Here is a 20,239-nt window from a genome sequence, read left to right as displayed (position 1 = left end):
GATCAGTACTTCGCCGGCTTTGGGACTTGGCTGTGGAACATCTTCATAAACTAACACTTCTGGACCACCAATGTGGTGGAATCTTACTGCTTTCATAATATTTTTTATTTTTAATTACACAACGGAGATTGCTAGTTGGGGCACTTCTTGTAACCGCTGTGATCTACAAGAATTACTTTTTATTTAATTTTGATCACTACTTTTCCTTTAACACGGCCTGTTTCCACATAGGACATTGCTTCATTAGTCTGTTCAAACGGAAAAACCTTGTCAATTACTGGATGAATAGCACCGCTTTCAATAAGCTTGGTAATGTCGGAAAGCTGAGCTCCACCGGCCTTCATAAACAAGAAATAGAAGATCACATTTAACTTATTTGCCAATCGTCTTGCATTTGAACTCAGTAAATTCATCACTACATGGAAAATCCAGTCCCAAGGTAAATTCAGGTGCTGGTGGTCCGGTTAGGGAGATCGACATTCCTCGTGGCTTTAATTAGTCTCAAAGATTTTTCCAGTACTTTTTTGTCACGGCTACTATGCAGTACTAGGTCGTAATCTTTAAGTTTGGTTTCAAAATCCTCTGTTTTGTAATCAATCACAAGGTCTGCGCCAAGCTTTTTAACCCAATCTACATTAGCCGTACTCGTGGTTGTGGCAACATATGTCCCAAATGCTTCGCCAGTTGAATGGCAAATGTACCCATACCCCGTTGGATTTTAGAACTGGCTCCGGTGCTTCAACAAGCCGTAGGCTCTCTGTTTTACTATATCTTTTTACCTGATATGTTTTCATTTTTGTCGTAATGAGTTTTTGAAAAATATAGGTTGGATATAATGATGAGTATCAGAAAAACAATTGCTGTTACCTTTCTTTCAAGACCATCATTTAGTAAAAAATGAGTTAACGTTGCTGAAAAGAACAATATGCCAAAACCTGCATAAGCCCATTCTTTGATCTTATTAGGAAATTGCGGAAGGATTAATACGATGCTTCCAATTATTTTAGCGATCCCTATTTCTACTCTTAAAAAATCAGGATACCCCATTTGTTTAAAAGCTTCGGCCATAAGCGGACCACTAAAATATTGGTATGCACTTAATAGCATACCGGTTGCAACTAAACCTGTAGTTACCCAATAAATTATTTTATCTCTTTTCATTTTATTTGATTTTATCTTTTTGCGAATTCAATTACACTTTTAAAAGAAACATTTAGAATATCGAGTTGATATAGTCGACATCATTAAACACGTAAACTACCTATTTGCCAAACATATTTTGAAAATGTTGAATATTTTGAATGCCTGCGTTTTTTATGGTTGAAAGGTATTCTGTAATGCTATTGCTTTGTAACTTCTTTTAGGATTAACCAAACCAAAAATCAGTTTTGGAGCAAGCCGGTTGAGGACAGAAGCTAATTTGGTATCGCCTACCCGGATAGTCAAGTGATCCTTCTGAAGGCCGGTGATAAATGCTTTCACCAGGGCTTCAGTAGTTATTCTTTTGCCCTCCATGTTAGCTGCCATATCTGTAGCAACAAGTGGCGGTATCAGTTCAAACACTTTTACGCTGCTGTTTAACACTTTTAAGTGCTCTCTTAGCGATACAGTATAAAAATGCAGTGCTGATTTGGAAGCCGCATACGTGGCTTCCAACAACGACGGAACAAAGCTAAGTATGGATGTGGTATTGATGATCGCGCTGTCTTTTCTTGATCTCAGTATCTCCATAAACAGATTATTAAGTCTGATGACCGATAGGTAATTAACGTTTATCTCATAAGCAGCGTCGTCAAAATGCCGGTCATCCGTCAAGCCGAGGTTAATTGGGTCTGCAAGTACACCTGCATTGTTGTATAAAATGTCTATACCGCCCAATTCCTTTACCTGTTCGAAAAGTTTTTTTGCGTCATCTACATCTGATATATCACTTTTAATCGCCGTAATGGCAGGGTACAGTTTCTTTGCTTCATCTAATTTACCCTGGCTTCTGCCGGTGGTAATGACATTGGCACCTCTTGCTAAAAATTGTTTTGCTGCTTCAAGCCCGATGCCTGAGGCACCTCCTGTGATTAATATGGTTTTTCCTTTTAATTTCATAATTTCTTTATTTTAGACTTTTTAGTATATTTTATATTAAAAAAAAGAATTAAAGCGCATAGCTCTCTAATTCTGCTTTCAGGCTCCTGAGCACGCCGCCCATTGGTTTTGCGGTATTCATCGCCCTACACATCACAAGGGCTCCTTCTACGGCGGCGACTGCTTTAAATGCGTAAACGGCCGGATCAAGTTTGTCAGAAAACTCACCCGCATTAATGCCTTGGTTTAATATACTGACAAATATTTCCTGTCCTTGACGAATGACACCGGCTATTTTTTCTTTAACGGCGGGAAAGTTATCATCGGACTCCACGGCAACATTAAATACAGGACACCCACCTTTAAGGTAAGTATTCAACGGGTCTTTATAAAAATCGAAATAGGCAAATACCTTACCTTTTGCTGTTTTACTTTTATTGATAGTTAACAACATTTTTTCGGTGTTGGCATTCAGCATGTGATCGACAACCTGTAGCGCAAGGTCTTCTTTACCTTCAAAATGACCGTAAAGGCAACCTTTAGTAAGGTTCGTAGCAGCTAGCACATCGTCTATATTCGCCCCGGATATTCCTTTCTGATTAAAAATAGGTGCCGCTGTTTCCAGGATAAATTGCTTTGTTCTTTCGGCTTTAGTAAGCATATTAATAAATTTTACAATACAAAAATATACTAAAAAGTACAATAAAAAAAACTTTTTAGTATATTTTTTAATTTATTTTAGATGAGTATTAAATCGCACTGAAAGAGTTGGCTCATAGAATTCGAATAACATTGTAATACGTTACAGATACGGGATATCTCTATCCCGCTTTCTGTAACTCTTTGGTTATTAATAATCCTATATGAATGTTTTTTAGGTTATACAAAACGTATTCGGGTTTGGTTAGTAAGCAGGTACCGCAAATATTTAATTTTCGTCATTAGACCAAACATATGATACAGGTGGAGTTTCACTTGTGGGATAGCACTTTTTAAACCATAAATATAATGTAGCTGAAGAAGTTGCAACTTCGACAGGAATAAATCCAGTCAGATAGCTGTAGCCATAACCTTGCGTGTTACTAACCGATGGAGATAACCAGCCTGAAATATATTTATTAAGCATAAAATTAAACCCGGTTTGATTTATAACGCTATTACTACTACTCAATGTCAGGCTTGTTATCCGCAGTTGCAGCAGTGTCTGATAAAACTAATTCCCCTAAATAAATCAGCCACTTACCCTGAGGCAATGTTATATGGTGACCAATTAGCTTGTTGCTTGCCACGGGAATCTGATCTTGGCTTAATGTACCAAAAACCATTGGTTTTAGAGGATTTACTACCGTTTTAAAACACCATTCGCATCAGCTACAACCACTTTATCAGTAGCTTTTGTTCCCTGTGTATGCAGTGGAATTTATATTTCTTATTTTAACACCACCATTACCTGCTGTTGCAGCACCTACGATATCTAATAATTCTGTTGGTTTTGCAGCAGCTTTCGTTCCTACAATTCCTACACCTGTTTTACCATTTTTTAAAATTGTCATCGCATTAAACCATGCTGGATTGCTAAACCCATTCCCTACTTGAAAAATAGGATCTGTAGGAATGAATAAATTAGGAGTACTTACGGCAATAGCATTATTTATTCCTATTACAGTTTCGTAATTAGTCCATCTGTTTTGGTAATATCCGCCGGCGTCGCCATGACATCGAGTGTAGCTTTGGGTAATTCTTTCTGTATTAACTCCCAATAAAGAAGAAGCAAATAATGCTGTAAAGTAAACAATTTTCATCGTTTGTGTTTTTCGAATATTTATCTCTAAATACTTTGAGTTTTATATTTTTTGTATGGTCACATTGGTGACATTTCCGCTACCTGACCCTCCAGATTCTGTTGCCAATACAGTGAAATTTTCAGTGGAAGTTGCTGTAAATCTTACCTGATAGCCAGCAGAAGGTACCATGATCATTGTACCGTTGCCATTACCAATCTGAAAAATCGGATCAGTTGAAGCTCCTAGCACAATGCCCGCACCATTTGAGGCATTTGAAGGTACAGAGCTTACAGTAATACCATTACCGCTGCCCAAAACCAATTCGCCTGGCGATGCGGCAATATTACCAATTCCAAAAACAGCACTCACTGTGCCAAGTGTTTTGTTCTCTTGACCAAATGCAGAAGAACCTGTCCCACCTACGTTATTTGCATAACCAAAAGACTGTGCGAAGTTTGCAGTGACAACATTATTTTGACCAAAAGCAGTAGAACTCGCCCCAGAAATATTATTACTTACACCGGAAACCTGAGAATTACTGCCGCTTATCGTATTGTTTTGACCAAATGCTGCAGAACCCCAACTTCCTGTTCCGACAAGCACCTTATTCGATTGACCAAATGCGATACCATATTCTTGAGTAACTGAATTGGCAAAACCTATCGCAGCACCCGTAAACTGAGTAACCTGATTTTCTACGCCAAAAGCCATTGCACTTTCGCCAGAAACGGTATTATTTTCTCCAAAGGCTGCAGAGTTAGCGCCAACAGTTCCCGTATGAGCAGCTCCTATTCTAACTGCACCAGCCACATCAAGCCTGGTGCCTGCTAATGCGGCATTTTTACCAATGGCTACGCTACCGGTCTGGTAAATGTTCTGCGCATTGATCGTGGCAGGTGTTGTTCCGCCCTGTACATTCCAAGGTTCTATCTGTCCTGTGGAAGCAGGCGTAAACGTTACCCAAATACTTCCATCAAAATAATAATAGCCTGAAGAGGTCACATTGGCGGTTTTCGTAGTCACCGGTGATGCTGCTGATGTGGCATAGATAATCGTTCCAAGCTGATCCGCACCATATAAACCGTCTTTAGCTTTCAATTCATTACCAGTCAACCTCGGCGCTATCAGTCCATCTGTTTTGGTAATATCTGCTGGCGTTGCCATGACGTCCAGGGTAGCTTTTGGCAATTCTGTATTAATTCCTACTTGGGAGTACACCATTGTTGATAACAACAAGGCCGTAATGTAAATAACTTTCATGTTTTTGAATTTATTTGTGTATTATTTTTTTTAAATCTTTTGAATTGAGGATTGCCTAACCTGTATCTCTAAAAAGAGAATACAGGACAGCAACTATATAAATTTGTGTTAGTAAATGAATGTGATAAAAATATAAGCTGGCTAAATCATTTCTGACGTATAAAAAATGGCACTACAATTTCTTTAATGACTGAGGATATTCTATGAAGGAGTTATAGTTTAGAATAAAAATTGCCTTTCTATTTATTTATTTTTATGTGAAAGAAAAATGTGAGGGCATTTGGTAAATTAACTTAGGCTGTTTCCATGGCTTAAAACACATTATCGATCTGATAAGGACTGTAAAAAATCTTATAAAAAAAAATTGCATTTTCATTGTTTTTATGTTTTTGTAAAATTAATTCCGTCTGGCAATAAATTCTGTTACAAATCACGATAAAACTTTCTAAAATGCAAAAAAAACACCTATCTCAAAAATATCTAAAATTTCAATATTCTGAAAATCAAAATATTACATTACTAAAATAAATCAATGAAATTTTAATGTAATATTGTATTTAACATAATAAATTTCAGAATGCAGAAAAATAAGGCTGTTTTCCGATTATGTTTTATAGTTAAAGTAGTTGAGAGTGGGATAAAAAATCGTTCCGCGATATCTAAAGAAAAGAAGTCACATTTGAAAGGTGAGAATTTTTAAATGTTGCGTGTCATTTCAGCATAGATTTTTCAATCTGACCCGATAGATTTCTGTGGACTTCGTATTTAACTATTTGCCATTTTTTATTATTTGATATGATAAAAGGCTTGTTATGTGAAATCCGTTTATAATGGTAAAAAAGTAATTTTAGTTTTCAATATTTTGCTTATATCACTATTGATCCACCGACTAGTTTATTTGTTATCCAACCTGTTGAGCCATCCATAAATATCTTCTGTCGATGAAATTCCCAACTTTTTCCTTAATCTGTTCTTCCGCAATTGTATAGCGCGTGGTGTAATGAAATTATATGTTGCTATATCCTTTGAAGAAAAGCTCAGTCTCAATAATGCGCAAAATTTTAAATTCTCTGTATTGATATCTGGATAGACCGTAAGAAGTGCCTGGTAAAAGTCGGGATAGACCGAAATAAAAAGTGTAACGAATTCGGGACTATTCGTCTTTGCAAGCAAAACGACCTCTTCAAAGCCTTCCTTTACTTTGAGTTTCAGCTCCTGAGTTTCGTTTTCTTTCTCTAATAACTTTTTTTTCTTCAGTTCTATATTTTCTTTTAATTCTTTTTGTTTTTTTCTATTGATTACAATATATATTATAAAAATGAAAAATATTATCACAAAAAATCCAACAATAACAAAATTCCTGTCTTTATTCTTGTATTGAGATTTGATCATTTTCTTTTTGGAATTCATGTGATCCGATGACACAATAATACCTTCCGTACGAGTACCTACCAGACTATCTTTCAGAGGCACATATTTAGCCCTGTAGAATGCTGCATTTTTTTCGTCACCCAACGAGGTATAGTTTTCATACATTAGTTTATAAACATCAATAAGATCTTCTTTCACTGCTTTTTCCTTTATTATCTTCAGAGACCTTCGACAAAATACTAATGATTGCTTATGTTTCTTATCGGAATGAAGGATCTGTGCTCTCTGTCTATAATATATATACATATAGGGAGATTTAATATATTCTCCCAAAGCAAGTACTTTATCACTATAATAGTATGCTGAATCCAGGTTTTTAGAAAAATATTGCTGATAGTCTGCCAAATTTCTGTAAACAGATAAAACATTGCGTTGAAAAATCTTCGGAATATCTAAAGTTCTATCCAGCCTTTCTGATTTTATGATTGATTCAGCTTTTCTCATATAGTGATAAGCTGTATCGTTGTTGACAAACTCATAGCAGGAAGCAATAAGTACGTTGGTCCTTATTTTTGCATTGAGTCTAGCAGTATTTTCTTTAAAGGAAAGATTTACTAACGGCGGTAACTTTCTAAATTCTACAACAGCCTCGCGTTTAAAATCATACTTTAAATAATTCAGACCTGTAATCTCAATGATTTGGTATTTAAACTCCGGTCTTTCTGATATTTGATCCGTATATTTTTTTTCAATGGAGTCAAGATACTTGAAAGAATCTTTATAAAATCCTAAATTGTTAAGTGTACGTGCAATTTTAAGATCACTTTCAATAGCACCATTTTGAAAATTTATCTTTTTGGAAAAGGAACTAGCTTTTTTATACGCTTGTAAACTTTTATTAAAAATAAGTTGATCAGATAGAGAATCCCCCTCTTGCAACAAATGATTGACCACATCCTTTGAGATTATTTTTTGAGCCCTTAGAGGGAGAAAGAAAAATAACACCAATAAAGGAACACAAATCTTTTTTTCAAACTTCATTATATTTATGTTAGATAGCCCGATATAGTATTTAAAAATAAACATCATATTTATTAAATATAAAGAAATTGTATTAAATATTAATTAACTAAGGGCATCAACCTTTAAAAAATTAAAATCAGAGTACAGCTGAAATTTCATTTTTAAGTAACTTTTTATTTAGATAATTGCAGAAAATAAATCGAATAAAGAAATATTAAATTACATCTCGAATCAAAATTTAAAATATATTTTACTTTGACATTCTACTCAATGTTGCCCAAAATATTTTTGAAATTATTTTTGTAAACGATCCTTGATTCAGATTTCCATAATTCTTCAAATTTTAAAAGAACAAGCTTTCAAATTCAGAGGTCAATAAATAGAATTGTCTGTCTAATTAAGAATAAAAATAGTTATGTGAAAGTCTTTTATGTTAAAACCTGTATAATGCTAAAAAATTAAAATTTTGCTTCTTGAAACAGAATTGCAAATTGCCAGAATTTTTTAATGATAGAATAATCTGCAGCGTACCTATCAATCTGTAACGCAAATAGAAAGATTTGTCTAATACATATCCTGTAGTAAATACTTCTTAACAATATCACTACTTGTAGTGACAGGCTTCGTGTATTCACTATATAAAGTGAACAAACAACTCAATAAACAACAATTAAAATACTATTAAACAAACACTTACATCCATTGGCATCAGTTTAGAAATGATTTTCATAATTAACTTTAAAATAAAACATTATGAAAGTTATTCCTAACCGTGTGCCAATGGTTATAAAAATTTATATATCAATAACTTACAATAAAATTAACCAATATAAGAAACACTATATATCGTGCTTTTTATATTTCATTCACTATATATAGAAAACAGAAACAATGTAATTTGGAATATCACAATCCGTCAATTAGGTTGCATTAAAATTAGATTTTGAGCATTTCATCTTTAAAACAAAACCTCCAACTACATTATAGCTGGAGGTTTAATTTTATAGAAGTAAATCAATTATTTTACAAACAGAGCATTATGTAAAACTACAGCTGCTTCTTTAATAGAATTTTGTACTGCAGGTATTTGCCCTAAAGGATTGAGCATTCCGTAATCGTGAATAAATCCTTTGTATTCTGTAATGGTTGTAGGTACACCAGCTTCGTCTAATTTTCTTGCATAAACCACACCTTCATCGTGTAAGATATCATTTTCTGCAACCTGAACCAATGCTGGTGGTAAACCTTGTAACTCATTTAAAGAGGCTTGTACTGGAGAAGCATATTTATTTTTTCGGTCATTGGCGTTGGGTAAATAATTATCCCACATCCATTTCATCAAAGGCGTTGTTAAAAATCTTTCCTGGGCGAATGAAGTATAAGATGGTCTGCTAAAATCAGCATCTGTAACTGGCCATAATAAAATTTGCTGAGTCAATTTCGGTCCTTTTTTATCTTTAGCCATTAGTGCAACAACTGCAGCCATATTACCTCCAACACTATTACCGACAACAGCTAATCTTGTGGCATCAACACCGATTTCTTTTCCGTGTTCGGCTACCCATTTTGTAGCTGCATAAGCTTGGTTAATTTGTACCGGAAAATGAGCATCAGGAGCTGGTGTATAATCTGGGAAAACCGCAACGGTACCACTGTTTATAACCAAATCTCTCACCAATCTTTTGTGGGTAGGATAATCGCCTAAAACCCAACCGCCTCCGTGGAAGAACATAAATACCGGTAAACCTGCCTTTGCTCCTTTAGGTTTTACAACGTGAATTTTTATACTCAATCCATCTTGTGTAATGGTTTTTTCTGTTTCTTCAATATCAGAATAGTCATAGGTTACAGATTTTTGTGCGCCTACCAGAACTAATCTTGCATCTTCGGGGGACATTTGCTCCAAAGGTTTTCCGTCGCCACTGTTCAGTACTTTTAAAAAACCTCTGATATCTTCAATGATATTTGGGTCTTGCGCTGCAGGTACTATTTGCTGTGCCATAATGTTTGAATTGAATGTAAACAAAGTAATTGCTGATAAGGCGATGCCTTTTAAAAATGTACGTCTCATAACTATGATTTTAATTGTTGTATTTTGATAGAGCAAAGTTATGGCGACGTAAAATCCTAAAAAAGACATAAAAGTCAGAATTAATTGTACTTTTTTCCCTCGATGTAATTTATTCGGTTTTTAATTCTTTTTTGAAACCTGCCGGTGTAATTCCAATTTTCTGTGTAAATATTATATTGAAATATGCCGGGTCATCAAAACCTAAATCGTATGCGACTTCTTTAATGGTTAACTCTGTAAACACCAACAGACGTTTAGCTTCCAATAGAATTCTGTTTTTGATGATTTCGTTTGGATTTTCCAGATTCAGTTTTTTGAGTTTGTGAGAAAGTGTTTTCGGAGCAAGATTGAGCAATTCAGCATATTCAGCAACGCTGTGCTTTTCTCTAAAATGAATTTCAACCAAACGACTGAAATTCCTAAAGAAATCCTGTTCTGCAGGTGGTACCATAATTTCCTCAGTAGCCAGATTTTGCTTCTTCCATTCTCGTGTGGCGCGGATGATGGTTTGCTTCAGGTAGACACGAACATTTCCTCAGAAGAACTATTTTTTTCATTAAGCTCATCTTTAATTTGATGTAAAAGTTGCTCAACAAGTTTAGCTTCATTCAATTGAAGATTGACTTTTGGAATTTCGAAAATATTATTGAATAATAATCCATCGCAAGCTACTTCTGCATCGTGAATCTGTACACAATAAAAATCTCGATTGTAATAAATTAAATGTGCTGGTTTTTCTGTAGCCTTAACAACCGAAAAATATTGATTGGTATTGATGAAAAACAATGCTGGCTGTTCAATTTCATACACCTTAAAATCTATCTTGATGATATAATTTTCTGGTACAAAAACAATTTTGATAAATGGCTTGTAAAAATCTCCATTTATCAATTCCAAATCATCCTGATTAAAATGAGTAAATCCTATTTTTTTGTAATTAGATATAAATGTGATATTCTTGCTTTCCATTTTTCAAAAATACAATATAGAAATTTCTTGCAGTATATAACTATTCTAATTCCTCTATAGATTTTGACTCTTTTTAAATGGTCTAAAAACAAAAAATCTTTAAAACATATGCTTTAAAGATTTTTGTATTACATTTTGATAATGTAGTTGCGATCCGGACGGGACTCGAACCCGCGACCTCCGCCGTGACAGGGCGGCATTCTAACCAGCTGAACTACCGGATCAATTTTATTTTAAAAGTAAATTGAAAAAAACTTTCTGCGATCCGGACGGGACTCGAACCCGCGACCTCCGCCGTGACAGGGCGGCATTCTAACCAGCTGAACTACCGGATCAATTTTGTTTTAAAAGTAAATTGAANGATCCGGACGGGACTCGAACCCGCGACCTCCGCCGTGACAGGGCGGCATTCTAACCAGCTGAACTACCGGATCAATTTTGTTTTAAAAGTAAATTGAAAAAAAACTTTTGCGATCCGGACGGGACTCGAACCCGCGACCTCCGCCGTGACAGGGCGGCATTCTAACCAGCTGAACTACCGGATCTCTTATACAATAACGCTAAATGCTTCTCTGTTTATTGTGGTTGCAAAACTACAACTTTTTTTATTACCTGCAAACTATTTACACAAAAAATGCCTTCCAAAAATGGAAGACATTCATTATCAAAGTTATTTTTTTATAAGTGTGCACTTAATTTCTCAGCAATCACCTCTTTTGGAGTTACTCCAACCAATTTATCAACAACCTCCCCGTTCTTAAAAATTAGAACTGTAGGAATGTTTCTTATACCATATTTCATAGAAATATCTTGGTTGTTATCAACATCTACTTTACCAACTACTGCTTTTCCTTCGAAATCGTTTGCTACTTCTTCGATGATTGGTCCCAAAGTTCTACATGGTCCGCACCATACTGCCCAAAAGTCTACTAATACCGGTTTGTCTGATTTTAAAACCTCTTGAAATGAGCTATCTGTAATTTCTAAAGCCATTTTGTTTCTTTTATTTAAATTAATATTATTCTTTATTGATTATCCTTCATTTGGATATTCAAAATTACGCTTTTTGAGTAATAGGATTATCTATGCTCAACATTTGTATTTTCTATAACGAAATTCTGAGAAATCTCTTTTAAAGCTGCCACCAAAGCATCTATCTCTTCTTTTGTTGTCATATGGCTGAAAGAAATACGGAGTGGTGTACAATGATCCATTTCATCTTCAGATAAAACCATCATCATTACGATTGAAGGTTTTGAAGCTCCTGAAGAACATGCACTTCCCTGAGAAATAGCAATTCCTTTCATATCCAATTGAAGTCCGATTAAAGGGTTTTTATAAGGCAATAAAGCACTTAAAACCGTATAAAGACTATTCTCCTCCTCAGAACTTCTCCCATTGAATTTAATGCCCGGAACCTCAGCTGTAAGCCTTTCTGCAGCATAACTTTTAATTTCCTGCATATGGCTTGTGTACACTTCCAGATTATTAAGAGAAAGTTCTAATGCTTTTCCTAAACCTACAATTCCTGCAACATTTTCAGTTCCAGCTCTTAAACTTCTTTCTTGTGGTCCGCCCGTAATGATACCTTTTAAACCGCTTGATTTTCTGATAAAAGCAAAACCCACACCTTTCGGTCCGTGGAATTTGTGAGCACTGCAAGATGCAAAATCAACCTGAATATCAGAGAAATCCAAGTTCATATGAGCCATTGTCTGTACTGTATCTGAATGAAAAATTGCATTATTTGCCTTACACAATTCTGCAACTTTTTTAATATCAATAAGATTTCCGATCTCATTGTTGGCATGCATTAGACTTACCAACGTTTTTTTGTCGGAAGACTTTAATAATTCTTCTAATTTATTAAGATCAATATCTCCTTTTTCGTTTGGACGGATATAGTTTACTTCTACACCTTTACGAGATTTCATATCCAGAATACTTTCAGAAACACATTTGTGCTCCAAAGGAGAACTGATGATTCTCTCAACTCCAAGATGTTCTACACTGGATTTGATGATCATGTTGTTCGATTCGGTACCGCAAGAGGTAAAAATAATTTCTGCGGGGGTAACGTGAAGATAATCTGCAACCTGTCTTCTTACGTTTTCGATAAGAATTTTTGCTTCCTGCCCAAAACTGTGCGTTGAAGACGGATTCCCAAAATTCATCTTCATGGTACCAACCATTGCATCGATAACTTCTTCTGAAAGCGGCGTTGTCGCAGCGTTATCTAAGTATATTTTATTCATTTTTACTTTGAATATATTAGTTTCTACGGAATATGATTTACACAAAATGCCCAAAATCATCCGATCTATGAAATTCAAAGTATCTTTTGATTCTTACATTTTTACCGCTCAAAATTAGTGAAAAAATTGATAATGTCCTTCATTTGCCCATTTTAGCATTGGCTTATCTCCGGAAGTATCTCCAAAAGCAATGATTTTATCGTATTTATTATCGTTAATTTCAGCTTTTATTCTCACTAATTTTTCTTTTCCATTGCAGTTTTTTCCAATGAAATTTCCTGTGAAAACACCGTTCTGGAACTCGGCTTTTGTGGCTACAAGCTGCATTTTGAATGCATCGGCAAAGGGTTTTGCCCAAATATCCAGAGAGGCAGTTACTAATAGACTGTTCGTATGATCTCTATCTATATTTTGAATAAAGTCAAGCGCATTTTCCCTCACAATTTTGGGATAATTTTCTTCAAAAAACTGCTTAGATTTTTTCTCTATTTTTTCTTGAGTTTGCCCTTTTAGAATAGAACCAATAAAACTTTTCTTCACCTTTTCGGTTTCGGCAAGCTTCAATTTTAATAAAACAAAAAGCGGAACGTGTTTTAAAAACTGTAATCGGAATTTTGCAGGATCATAAAATTTCAGATACATAAACATGGTATCCTTGTAAGTCAAAGTTCCGTCAAAATCAAAACAATACAATTTTTTCATTTTACTTAAAGCTTTAATTTTTTAAATATAAATTCAGGAATATTCCTGATAATCATCATTATAATTCCCCAGATCGGCAAAACATATGCAACATTTTTCTGCTTTTTATACGCCTTGAAAATATACGCTGCTGCCTGTTTCGGAGTTGCCGTTAATTTAGGATTTAGGGGTAAACCTTCTGTCATTTTGGTTGCCATAAATCCTGGTTTTACAGTCAGAATATGAACTTTTTTATCGAAAAGATAATTTCTTAATCCACTTAAATATGCTGTAAAAGCTGCTTTTGCACTTCCGTAAATAAAATTACTCTGTCTTCCTCGATCACCAGCCACAGAAGACAAACCAATGATTGTTCCCGATCTTCTGCTTTCAAATTTCTGAGCAAAATAATTTATCACAGGAACCAATTTTGAGTAATTGATATCAATAATTCTCTCTGTATTCTTATTATCATACAAACCTTCTTCTGTTCCGTCGCCTAAATATCCGGTTGCGCAGAATAACAGATTTGAATTGATATTTTCAAACTGATTATAGTCGATTTCTTTCATTAAATCAAGTTCTATAACTTGTGTCTGTTGAAGAAATTTCACATCAATATGTCTTGCAAATCTCTCGGTCGTTTCTTTATTTGAGGTAAAAAGAAATATTTTTTCAAATTTTTCTCCTTTCTGTAATGCTTCTTCTACAAAAGCCTGTGCTACTTCCGATGTACTTCCTAAAACGATCATTTGTGTTAAATATTATTTAAGATTCTTTTGTGCTGTAAAGAAACAAATTTGGAACTTTGAACATTTTTCAGATAATTGGTCAAAGACGATCTGCTCATGCTGTCTTTTGTAAGGTAAATTCTTCCGTTATATTGCTGAACAATTTCATCCAACTGATCAATTAATTTTTTCAGCTTAGAATTCACTTTAAAATCCAGTGCCAAAGAATATCCTTCAAAAGGGAAAGAATTATATGCCTGCGGATTTTCTTTTCCGTACAATTTCAGAACCGCTAAAAAAGATCCGTTTCCACTATTGGCAATTGTTTCCAAGATTCTCTTCATGCCTTCTTTTCCGGTTTCTTTAGGAATCATCATCTGATATTGAATAAATCCTGACTTTCCATAAATTTTATTCCAATCCTGAACAAAATCCAACGGATAGAAAAAAGTTTCATAATCTGTAAAATTCTTAACTTCTTTTTTCGACTGTTTTTTATAGTACAGGAAATTAAAAATCCTCACCGTTAAAGCATTTAAAACAAACCCGGGAAAGTAAAACGGAACAGTTGGCTCAAATTTCTTACTTAACCGTAAAGGTTTTTCTTTAAATTTTTCAGGTAATTCGTGTTGAAAAGCGTGCTCACCTCTCATTAAAATACTTCTTCCGATATTTTTTCCTCTTTGAAGACAGTCGATCCAAGCAACAGTATACGTCCAATTTTCACTTTCTTCGAATAATTGGAAAATTTCATCTAAGTTTTCCGCCTTAATACTTTCCTGACGAATATATGCGGATTCAATATTTTTCAATTTGAATTTTGCGGTAAGAATTATTCCCGTAAGACCCATTCCGCCGATCGTTGACCAGAATTTATCTGCATTTTCCTCCCTTGAACAAGTAATGATGTCACCGTTTTCGATCATCAATTTAAATTCAATCACATATTCCGAAAAACAACCTTCTGCGTGGTGATTTTTACCATGAACATCAGAAGCAATGGCACCTCCCACAGAAACGAATTTTGTTCCCGGCGTTACATACAGGAAATATCCCTGCGGAACAGAAATTTCCAGAACATCAGAAAGCAAAACCCCCGATTCACATTCAATAATTCCGTTCAAACGATCGAAACTGATGAATTTATTTAATTTTTTTGTTGAAAATATATGTTCGCCCAAAGAAGCATCTCCGTAGCATCTTCCGTTTCCTCTTGCAATGACTTCATTATTATTTAATACAAATTCTCTTATATTTTTGAAGCTGTCTTCAGACTTCATTTCTTTTTCTACTATGGGAAAATTGCCCCAATTGGTGACTTTCTGTATAAAATTCGGCTTCATTTTTTAAAGTAAATTTGAATTAGAAATGCAGCCACCCATAGTAATAGAGTAACCTGAATGTATCTGTCTCTGTAAACAATTTTTGTAGGGGATTCTGTTCTGTTGTAGACTAATGTCTGCTGTAAGTACCTCAAAAAAGCAAAAACCACAAAAATTACCGTATAAAAAACTCTTTCGTGAAATCTTGCCTGAACCTCCGGTGATAATGTAAACATTAAATAACATACAATTGCCAATGTTACGGAAATCGAAAGTGCGATGTCTGCAAACTGAACGTTGTAACCGTCCAAAGCTTTTCTAGTTTTACCCGAAACCTGAGCGTTAATTAATTCTCCACGTCTTTTTCCAATTGCTAAAACCAATGCTAAAACAAACGTTAATAGAATTGCCCACTGGGAAATACTGATTCCTGTTATGTAACCTCCCGCCAAAACTCTTAACACAAATCCGACTGCTATGATAGAAATATCAATAATCGGAACGTGTTTTAATTTAAAAGTATAGGCAAGATTCATCACAAAATAGAAGCCTACAATTGTGGCAAATTTCCATAAGGGTTGATGAAAATAGGCCTGAGCAAAGAATACAAGCGCAATATCGGCAGCAATAAGACCAATAAAAATACCAATAGCCTGTTGTTTTGAGATGGCTCCACTTGCCAATGGTCTTCTTCTTTTTTCGGGATGTTGTCTATCTGCTTCAATGTCGTTGTAGTCATTTAATATATAAACAACACTTGCTGCCAACGAGAAGATGATAAAGGCAAAAATACTTTTGGAAAGTAAATCAATGTTTTTGATATTACCTGAGAAAAATAGGGGAACAAAAACAAACAGGTTTTTCACCCATTGCTCTATGCGGAGCAGCTTTAAATATTTCTTCATTTATGTTATTTCAAATGCAAAAGTAATGATTTCAAAAATAATCACCATAAAAATACAAAAATAACCGCAATAGCGGTTATTTACGAAAATATTTATATGTTAATTAATTTATTGCCCCTGTTGAGCTTCATTAATCATTTTTTCATTTGCAGTAATGGCAAATTCTACTCTTCTGTTTTTTGCTCTACCTTCATCGGTATCGTTGGTAGCGACTGGAGAACTTTCTCCCTCACCTTTAGCAAACATTCTGTTAGAAGTAATCCCTTTAGATAGTAAATAAGATTTTACCGAATTTGCTCTTCTTTCAGAAAGACTTAAGTTGTAAGAATCTGATCCAACGCTGTCTGTATAGCCGTAAATATTGATATTCGTATCAGGATTATTTGCTAAAACCTGAGATAATTTATCCAAGTTTGTTTTTGCAACAGCAGTAAGATCCGAAGAATTGAAAGCAAAGTTTACAATACTTTCATTCAAAGTAATTTTAATACCATCTCCTACCCTTTCCACCTGAGCTCCCGGTAAAGTTTCTTTAATTTCTTTAGCCTGCTTATCCATTTTATTACCGATTACGTTACCTGCAACACCACCGATAATTCCACCTAAAACAGCACCAATAGCTCCATTTCCGCCTTTTCCTACATTGTTTCCTAAAATCCCTCCAAGTACAGCTCCCGATGCCACACCTACTGCCGTACCTCTTTGCTGATGATTAGAATTCTGTACAGCCTCACAACTTGTAAGCAATAAAGCTGATGATAAGAAAAGAGCACCTATATATGTTTTTGAAAATTTCATTTTTTTTAATATTTAAAGTTTAAATTATTTCATTCCTGTTCTTTCGAAGTTGTAAACAACTCTTACATTTTCTCCGTCAAAAGGAATATTCTGTTCTAATGAGAATTGATCTGTACTTTGGTTTGTAAGCGTTAACGCATATCCTGCAGTATTTTGTTTGGCTTTTGTACCGTCTGCGATTTTTTTGAAATTAAATGTATTTCCGCTTACCACATCTACTTTAATAGGCTGTGTAAAACCTGCTCCGCATGATCCGCCTCCGTTTAATGTATAAGCTCCCGTCCAGTTATTTGGAATCAACCTCCAGTGACTTCCTACGAAACACTGTGCATCTACACCATCATCGAAAGGTTTAATTTTGAAACTCTTATCATAATTAATGCTTGTGATCTGCCAATCACCCTTCATTTTAAGAAATTCTGATCTTTGGCTCTGAGCCGTTTGAGCATTTTTAACCCCGGAACAAGACACTGCGAAAAGTGAAGTTCCCAATACACCTGCAAGTAGTAACTTTTTCATTTTTGTTGTTTATTATTTGTTAGTTTAAAGTTACAAAAAACCGTGCCAAATTTTTAAATTATCAATAAAAAAAGTCCGAAAATTTCGGACTTTTTATTCTTCTACCTTAAAAACAGGAAGATAAATTATTTTTTAACAGCCTTTTTTACGGATTTTTCAGTCTTCATATTACCTGATTTTCCGTTGTAAAATTTTGAATATGCATATTCTGCCGCTTTTTTAACATCAATAACACCACCAGCCTGAGAATAGTCACCAAAATGACCAACAGTACTTAAATTACTAGATTTTACCAATGACTCAATAATCTGAGCCGGAGTAAGATTTGGCATGTACGCTAACAAAACAGCGGCAGCACCAGCTACTACAGGAGAAGCCATTGAAGTTCCCTGTAAATATTTATACTCGTTATGAGGAACAGTAGAATAGATTTCCTCACCTGGAGCAAAAACATTCACCATTTTCTTATTATAGTTAGAGAAACCAGCTCTCAAAGCATCATTTTTGTTTGTACTTGCCCCTACCACCAAAACGTTATTTACGAATGGCGCTTCATCGGTAACATTTTTAAAGTTAGTTGGATAGGCAATATGTTCTGCAACATCTTCGTTTTCGTTACCCGCAGCCTTTACCAAAAGAACTCCTTTATCCTGAGCATATTTGAACGCATCCCAAACAACATTCTTACCTGGAGAAACCGGTTTACCAAAGCTCATATTTAAAACTTTAGCACCATTATCCACTGCATATCTGATTGCATTAGCAACATCTTTATCTCTTTCGTCACCGTTAGGAACTGTTCTTACAGACATGATTTTTGCCACTTTTGAAGCAACACCGTACTGAACCTCTTTTCCGTTTGGAAGACCTGCAATGATACCCGCAACGTGAGTTCCGTGTTCTGCATCAGAACCTTCATAATGGTTGTTTCCGTAAGATTTTTCAGAATAATCATCGTAATTATCACCTACAATTTCTTTTCTTGGATCGTAAGTAAGATCATACTGCTTTGCCTGAGGTCCGAAATAATCCAAAGCTTCTTTCATTTGCTCTTTCATTATTTTTTCAAACTCAGCAGGAGATTTTCCTTTAAACTCAGGGCTTTGAGCAACTTGATTTAAAACCTGAACAACTATTGCATCTTTTTGTTCAGCAGGTTTTATTGAAGCAACATTTTCAGGAGTAACAGTCTTTCCATTTAACAATTTTACCATTGTTGGAATGGCATTATTAATCATAGTATACGTCTGAAAACCTTGTTTAGCATCAACACTTTTCTTAGAGAAAAGTTCTTTAGACTTCATATACATCGCAAACTCTTCTGGCATTTTAGCTTGGTTTGCTTTGTTTTTAGTAGAATCATCACCTTCAAAAATTGGTTTGTATTTAGCAACAACTCTCGTTACTTCCATATTATCGATTCCGATGTCTCCGTTTTTACCACCGATGAAATTCCATCCGTGAATATCGTCGATGTAACCGTTTCCGTCATCATCTTTACCGTTATTAGGAACTTCATTTGGATTTGTCCATACATTTTTCACCAATCCAGGGTGATCAACCTGCACTCCGCTGTCTAGCACTCCGACAACAACTGTTTTAGGTTTAAGACCTTTAGATTCTAAAAATTTATATGCATTTTCAGTATTTACTCCGTATACTTTTGTTGTTCCAAAATCTTTATGATACCAAGTTTTAAGATCTTTATCTTCATTCTGGTCAGCCTTCAGTTGCGCTTCCTGAGCGTAAGAATAGCTAAAGCCCACTAAAAAAACAGCAGCTAATAATACCTTTTTCATGTTAGTATGATTGTTTAATATTTTTAATATAAGTCAAAGATTCCGGTCCTTTGTTACAAATCAGATCCAAAATTGATAAATCTTTCAAAAATCCAAGCTTATCTGAAAATGTCTGATAATATTCATTCATCTCAAATTCTGAAGGATTTTTAGCCGAAAAACTTTCTCTTAAATTGAGTTCTTCCGGATTTTTGATATATTCTATATTCAAAGAGTGTGCCTTTTCCGTTTTAAGAATCTGCTGGATAATCTCAAGACTTTTAAGATTAAAATCTAATAAATTTTTCTCTTTCAAATCAAATATTTTTCTGAATTTATCTTCGTAAAACTCAAAATAAGGAGAACTTTGATACGCTGTTTTTATTGACTTCCAGTGAAGTTTTCTCCAATCTTCGGTGTAAGAAATTTCAATATTCTTAAATTCTCTTTTATTATTATGAGCAATCGGAATTATTAATGACAATTTTCCATTGGCACCATAAATATTGGTTCTGTTTCTATATGTTTGCTTCGGAAAACTCTCAAACTGTTCAAATAAAATCTCATTCTCAGCATCTAAAAATGCTGAAAACCATGAAATTGGTGGTAAATAAAATACCGGTAATAATACATTCTTCATATTCATAATGCAAAAATGAAGTATTTTTTCAAATACTTCATTTTATTTTCTTA

Annotated in this window: 21 protein-coding genes and 4 tRNA genes; all 25 read right to left on the bottom strand. The window is 34.6% G+C overall.

The window, feature by feature from the left end:
• Nucleotides 1–179: 179 nt before the first annotated feature.
• The 25 genes from ASG22_RS21470 to ASG22_RS08350 all read right to left on the bottom strand — a co-directional run bounded on the left by ASG22_RS21470 (nt 180) and on the right by ASG22_RS08350 (nt 20,192).
• Nucleotides 180–413 carry a zinc-binding dehydrogenase gene (locus ASG22_RS21470; RefSeq protein ID WP_055982977.1) on the bottom strand — a complete coding sequence of 78 codons (234 nt, stop codon included), beginning with the start codon at nt 411–413 and terminating at the stop codon, nt 180–182.
• 32 nt (nt 414–445) lie between these two features.
• Nucleotides 446–601 (bottom strand): hypothetical protein, encoded by a 156-nt coding sequence (locus ASG22_RS21465; RefSeq protein ID WP_262483948.1) that lies wholly within the window; start codon nt 599–601, stop codon nt 446–448.
• A 164-nt stretch (nt 602–765) separates the two neighbouring features.
• Entirely contained in the window at nt 766–1,161 is a 396-nt protein-coding gene (locus tag ASG22_RS08455; RefSeq protein ID WP_055982975.1) for a DoxX family protein, read from the bottom strand.
• A gap of 153 nt (nt 1,162–1,314) precedes the next feature.
• Complete coding sequence (locus ASG22_RS08450; protein ID WP_055982973.1) at nt 1,315–2,100, bottom strand: SDR family oxidoreductase; 786 nt, start codon at nt 2,098–2,100, stop codon at nt 1,315–1,317.
• A 49-nt stretch (nt 2,101–2,149) separates the two neighbouring features.
• Entirely contained in the window at nt 2,150–2,740 is a 591-nt protein-coding gene (locus ASG22_RS08445) for a TetR/AcrR family transcriptional regulator (RefSeq protein WP_055982971.1), read from the bottom strand.
• A gap of 724 nt (nt 2,741–3,464) precedes the next feature.
• Complete coding sequence (locus ASG22_RS08440; RefSeq protein ID WP_055982970.1) at nt 3,465–3,881, bottom strand: hypothetical protein; 417 nt, start codon at nt 3,879–3,881, stop codon at nt 3,465–3,467.
• 42 nt (nt 3,882–3,923) lie between these two features.
• Entirely contained in the window at nt 3,924–4,865 is a 942-nt protein-coding gene (locus ASG22_RS08435; RefSeq protein WP_131726172.1) for a hypothetical protein, read from the bottom strand.
• A gap of 1,152 nt (nt 4,866–6,017) precedes the next feature.
• Nucleotides 6,018–7,535: a helix-turn-helix transcriptional regulator gene (locus ASG22_RS08430; RefSeq protein ID WP_131726171.1), complete on the bottom strand. Its 1,518-nt coding sequence runs from the start codon at nt 7,533–7,535 to the stop codon at nt 6,018–6,020.
• A 1,000-nt stretch (nt 7,536–8,535) separates the two neighbouring features.
• Nucleotides 8,536–9,657 carry an alpha/beta hydrolase gene (locus tag ASG22_RS08425; RefSeq protein ID WP_117590782.1) on the bottom strand — a complete coding sequence of 374 codons (1,122 nt, stop codon included), beginning with the start codon at nt 9,655–9,657 and terminating at the stop codon, nt 8,536–8,538.
• Between the two features lie 40 nt (nt 9,658–9,697).
• Nucleotides 9,698–10,039, bottom strand: coding sequence for a helix-turn-helix domain-containing protein (locus ASG22_RS21360; RefSeq protein ID WP_238586878.1), 342 nt, complete (start codon nt 10,037–10,039; stop codon nt 9,698–9,700).
• 62 nt (nt 10,040–10,101) lie between these two features.
• Entirely contained in the window at nt 10,102–10,557 is a 456-nt protein-coding gene (locus ASG22_RS21355) for a hypothetical protein (protein ID WP_238586877.1), read from the bottom strand.
• A gap of 150 nt (nt 10,558–10,707) precedes the next feature.
• Nucleotides 10,708–10,781: transfer RNA gene (locus ASG22_RS08415), tRNA-Asp, on the bottom strand.
• Between the two features lie 37 nt (nt 10,782–10,818).
• Nucleotides 10,819–10,892, bottom strand: a tRNA-Asp gene (locus tag ASG22_RS08410).
• 26 nt (nt 10,893–10,918) lie between these two features.
• Nucleotides 10,919–10,991, bottom strand: a tRNA-Asp gene (locus ASG22_RS08405).
• A 37-nt stretch (nt 10,992–11,028) separates the two neighbouring features.
• Nucleotides 11,029–11,102, bottom strand: a tRNA-Asp gene (locus ASG22_RS08400).
• A gap of 133 nt (nt 11,103–11,235) precedes the next feature.
• On the bottom strand, nt 11,236–11,574 hold the full coding sequence (trxA, locus tag ASG22_RS08395; RefSeq protein WP_409991374.1) for a thioredoxin: 339 nt from the start codon (nt 11,572–11,574) through the stop codon (nt 11,236–11,238).
• 62 nt (nt 11,575–11,636) lie between these two features.
• A complete protein-coding gene (locus ASG22_RS08390; protein ID WP_055983505.1) occupies nt 11,637–12,812 on the bottom strand; it encodes a cysteine desulfurase family protein in 1,176 nt (391 codons plus the stop codon).
• A gap of 114 nt (nt 12,813–12,926) precedes the next feature.
• Nucleotides 12,927–13,514, bottom strand: coding sequence for an HAD-IB family hydrolase (locus ASG22_RS08385; protein ID WP_055982962.1), 588 nt, complete (start codon nt 13,512–13,514; stop codon nt 12,927–12,929).
• 5 nt (nt 13,515–13,519) lie between these two features.
• Nucleotides 13,520–14,245 carry an SDR family NAD(P)-dependent oxidoreductase gene (locus ASG22_RS08380; protein ID WP_055982960.1) on the bottom strand — a complete coding sequence of 242 codons (726 nt, stop codon included), beginning with the start codon at nt 14,243–14,245 and terminating at the stop codon, nt 13,520–13,522.
• A gap of 5 nt (nt 14,246–14,250) precedes the next feature.
• A complete protein-coding gene (locus ASG22_RS08375; RefSeq protein ID WP_055982958.1) occupies nt 14,251–15,567 on the bottom strand; it encodes an FAD-binding oxidoreductase in 1,317 nt (438 codons plus the stop codon).
• A complete protein-coding gene (locus tag ASG22_RS08370; RefSeq protein WP_055982957.1) occupies nt 15,564–16,451 on the bottom strand; it encodes a decaprenyl-phosphate phosphoribosyltransferase in 888 nt (295 codons plus the stop codon). The genes ASG22_RS08375 and ASG22_RS08370 overlap by 4 nt, the downstream gene beginning before the upstream one ends.
• Before the next feature lie 108 nt (nt 16,452–16,559).
• On the bottom strand, nt 16,560–17,249 hold the full coding sequence (locus ASG22_RS08365; protein WP_055982955.1) for an OmpA family protein: 690 nt from the start codon (nt 17,247–17,249) through the stop codon (nt 16,560–16,562).
• 24 nt (nt 17,250–17,273) lie between these two features.
• Nucleotides 17,274–17,768, bottom strand: coding sequence for a lipocalin family protein (locus tag ASG22_RS08360; protein ID WP_055982952.1), 495 nt, complete (start codon nt 17,766–17,768; stop codon nt 17,274–17,276).
• A gap of 125 nt (nt 17,769–17,893) precedes the next feature.
• Nucleotides 17,894–19,567 carry a S8 family serine peptidase gene (locus ASG22_RS08355; protein ID WP_055982950.1) on the bottom strand — a complete coding sequence of 558 codons (1,674 nt, stop codon included), beginning with the start codon at nt 19,565–19,567 and terminating at the stop codon, nt 17,894–17,896.
• 1 nt (nt 19,568) lies between these two features.
• Nucleotides 19,569–20,192 carry a WbqC family protein gene (locus ASG22_RS08350; protein ID WP_409991371.1) on the bottom strand — a complete coding sequence of 208 codons (624 nt, stop codon included), beginning with the start codon at nt 20,190–20,192 and terminating at the stop codon, nt 19,569–19,571.
• Nucleotides 20,193–20,239: the final 47 nt, after the last annotated feature.

This window comes from Chryseobacterium sp. Leaf405, from assembly GCF_001425355.1.
GTDB lineage: Bacteria > Bacteroidota > Bacteroidia > Flavobacteriales > Weeksellaceae > Chryseobacterium.
This window is presented reverse-complemented; position numbering and strand designations above follow the sequence as displayed.

Coding starts and splice junctions, on each gene's coding strand:
- ASG22_RS21355 (WP_238586877.1), bottom strand. CDS start 10,557: ATGGAAAGCAAGAATATCACATTTATATCTAATTACAAAAAAATAGGA.
- ASG22_RS08355 (WP_055982950.1), bottom strand. CDS start 19,567: ATGAAAAAGGTATTATTAGCTGCTGTTTTTTTAGTGGGCTTTAGCTAT.
- ASG22_RS08425 (WP_117590782.1), bottom strand. CDS start 9,657: ATGTCTTTTTTAGGATTTTACGTCGCCATAACTTTGCTCTATCAAAAT.
- ASG22_RS08450 (WP_055982973.1), bottom strand. CDS start 2,100: ATGAAATTAAAAGGAAAAACCATATTAATCACAGGAGGTGCCTCAGGC.
- ASG22_RS08380 (WP_055982960.1), bottom strand. CDS start 14,245: ATGATCGTTTTAGGAAGTACATCGGAAGTAGCACAGGCTTTTGTAGAA.
- ASG22_RS08455 (WP_055982975.1), bottom strand. CDS start 1,161: ATGAAAAGAGATAAAATAATTTATTGGGTAACTACAGGTTTAGTTGCA.
- ASG22_RS08390 (WP_055983505.1), bottom strand. CDS start 12,812: ATGAATAAAATATACTTAGATAACGCTGCGACAACGCCGCTTTCAGAA.
- ASG22_RS21360 (WP_238586878.1), bottom strand. CDS start 10,039: ATGGTACCACCTGCAGAACAGGATTTCTTTAGGAATTTCAGTCGTTTG.
- ASG22_RS08360 (WP_055982952.1), bottom strand. CDS start 17,768: ATGAAAAAGTTACTACTTGCAGGTGTATTGGGAACTTCACTTTTCGCA.
- ASG22_RS21470 (WP_055982977.1), bottom strand. CDS start 413: ATGAATTTACTGAGTTCAAATGCAAGACGATTGGCAAATAAGTTAAAT.
- ASG22_RS08375 (WP_055982958.1), bottom strand. CDS start 15,567: ATGAAGCCGAATTTTATACAGAAAGTCACCAATTGGGGCAATTTTCCC.
- ASG22_RS08365 (WP_055982955.1), bottom strand. CDS start 17,249: ATGAAATTTTCAAAAACATATATAGGTGCTCTTTTCTTATCATCAGCT.
- ASG22_RS08385 (WP_055982962.1), bottom strand. CDS start 13,514: ATGAAAAAATTGTATTGTTTTGATTTTGACGGAACTTTGACTTACAAG.
- ASG22_RS08350 (WP_409991371.1), bottom strand. CDS start 20,192: ATGAATATGAAGAATGTATTATTACCGGTATTTTATTTACCACCAATT.
- ASG22_RS08440 (WP_055982970.1), bottom strand. CDS start 3,881: ATGAAAATTGTTTACTTTACAGCATTATTTGCTTCTTCTTTATTGGGA.
- ASG22_RS08430 (WP_131726171.1), bottom strand. CDS start 7,535: ATGAAGTTTGAAAAAAAGATTTGTGTTCCTTTATTGGTGTTATTTTTC.
- ASG22_RS08445 (WP_055982971.1), bottom strand. CDS start 2,740: ATGCTTACTAAAGCCGAAAGAACAAAGCAATTTATCCTGGAAACAGCG.
- ASG22_RS08370 (WP_055982957.1), bottom strand. CDS start 16,451: ATGAAGAAATATTTAAAGCTGCTCCGCATAGAGCAATGGGTGAAAAAC.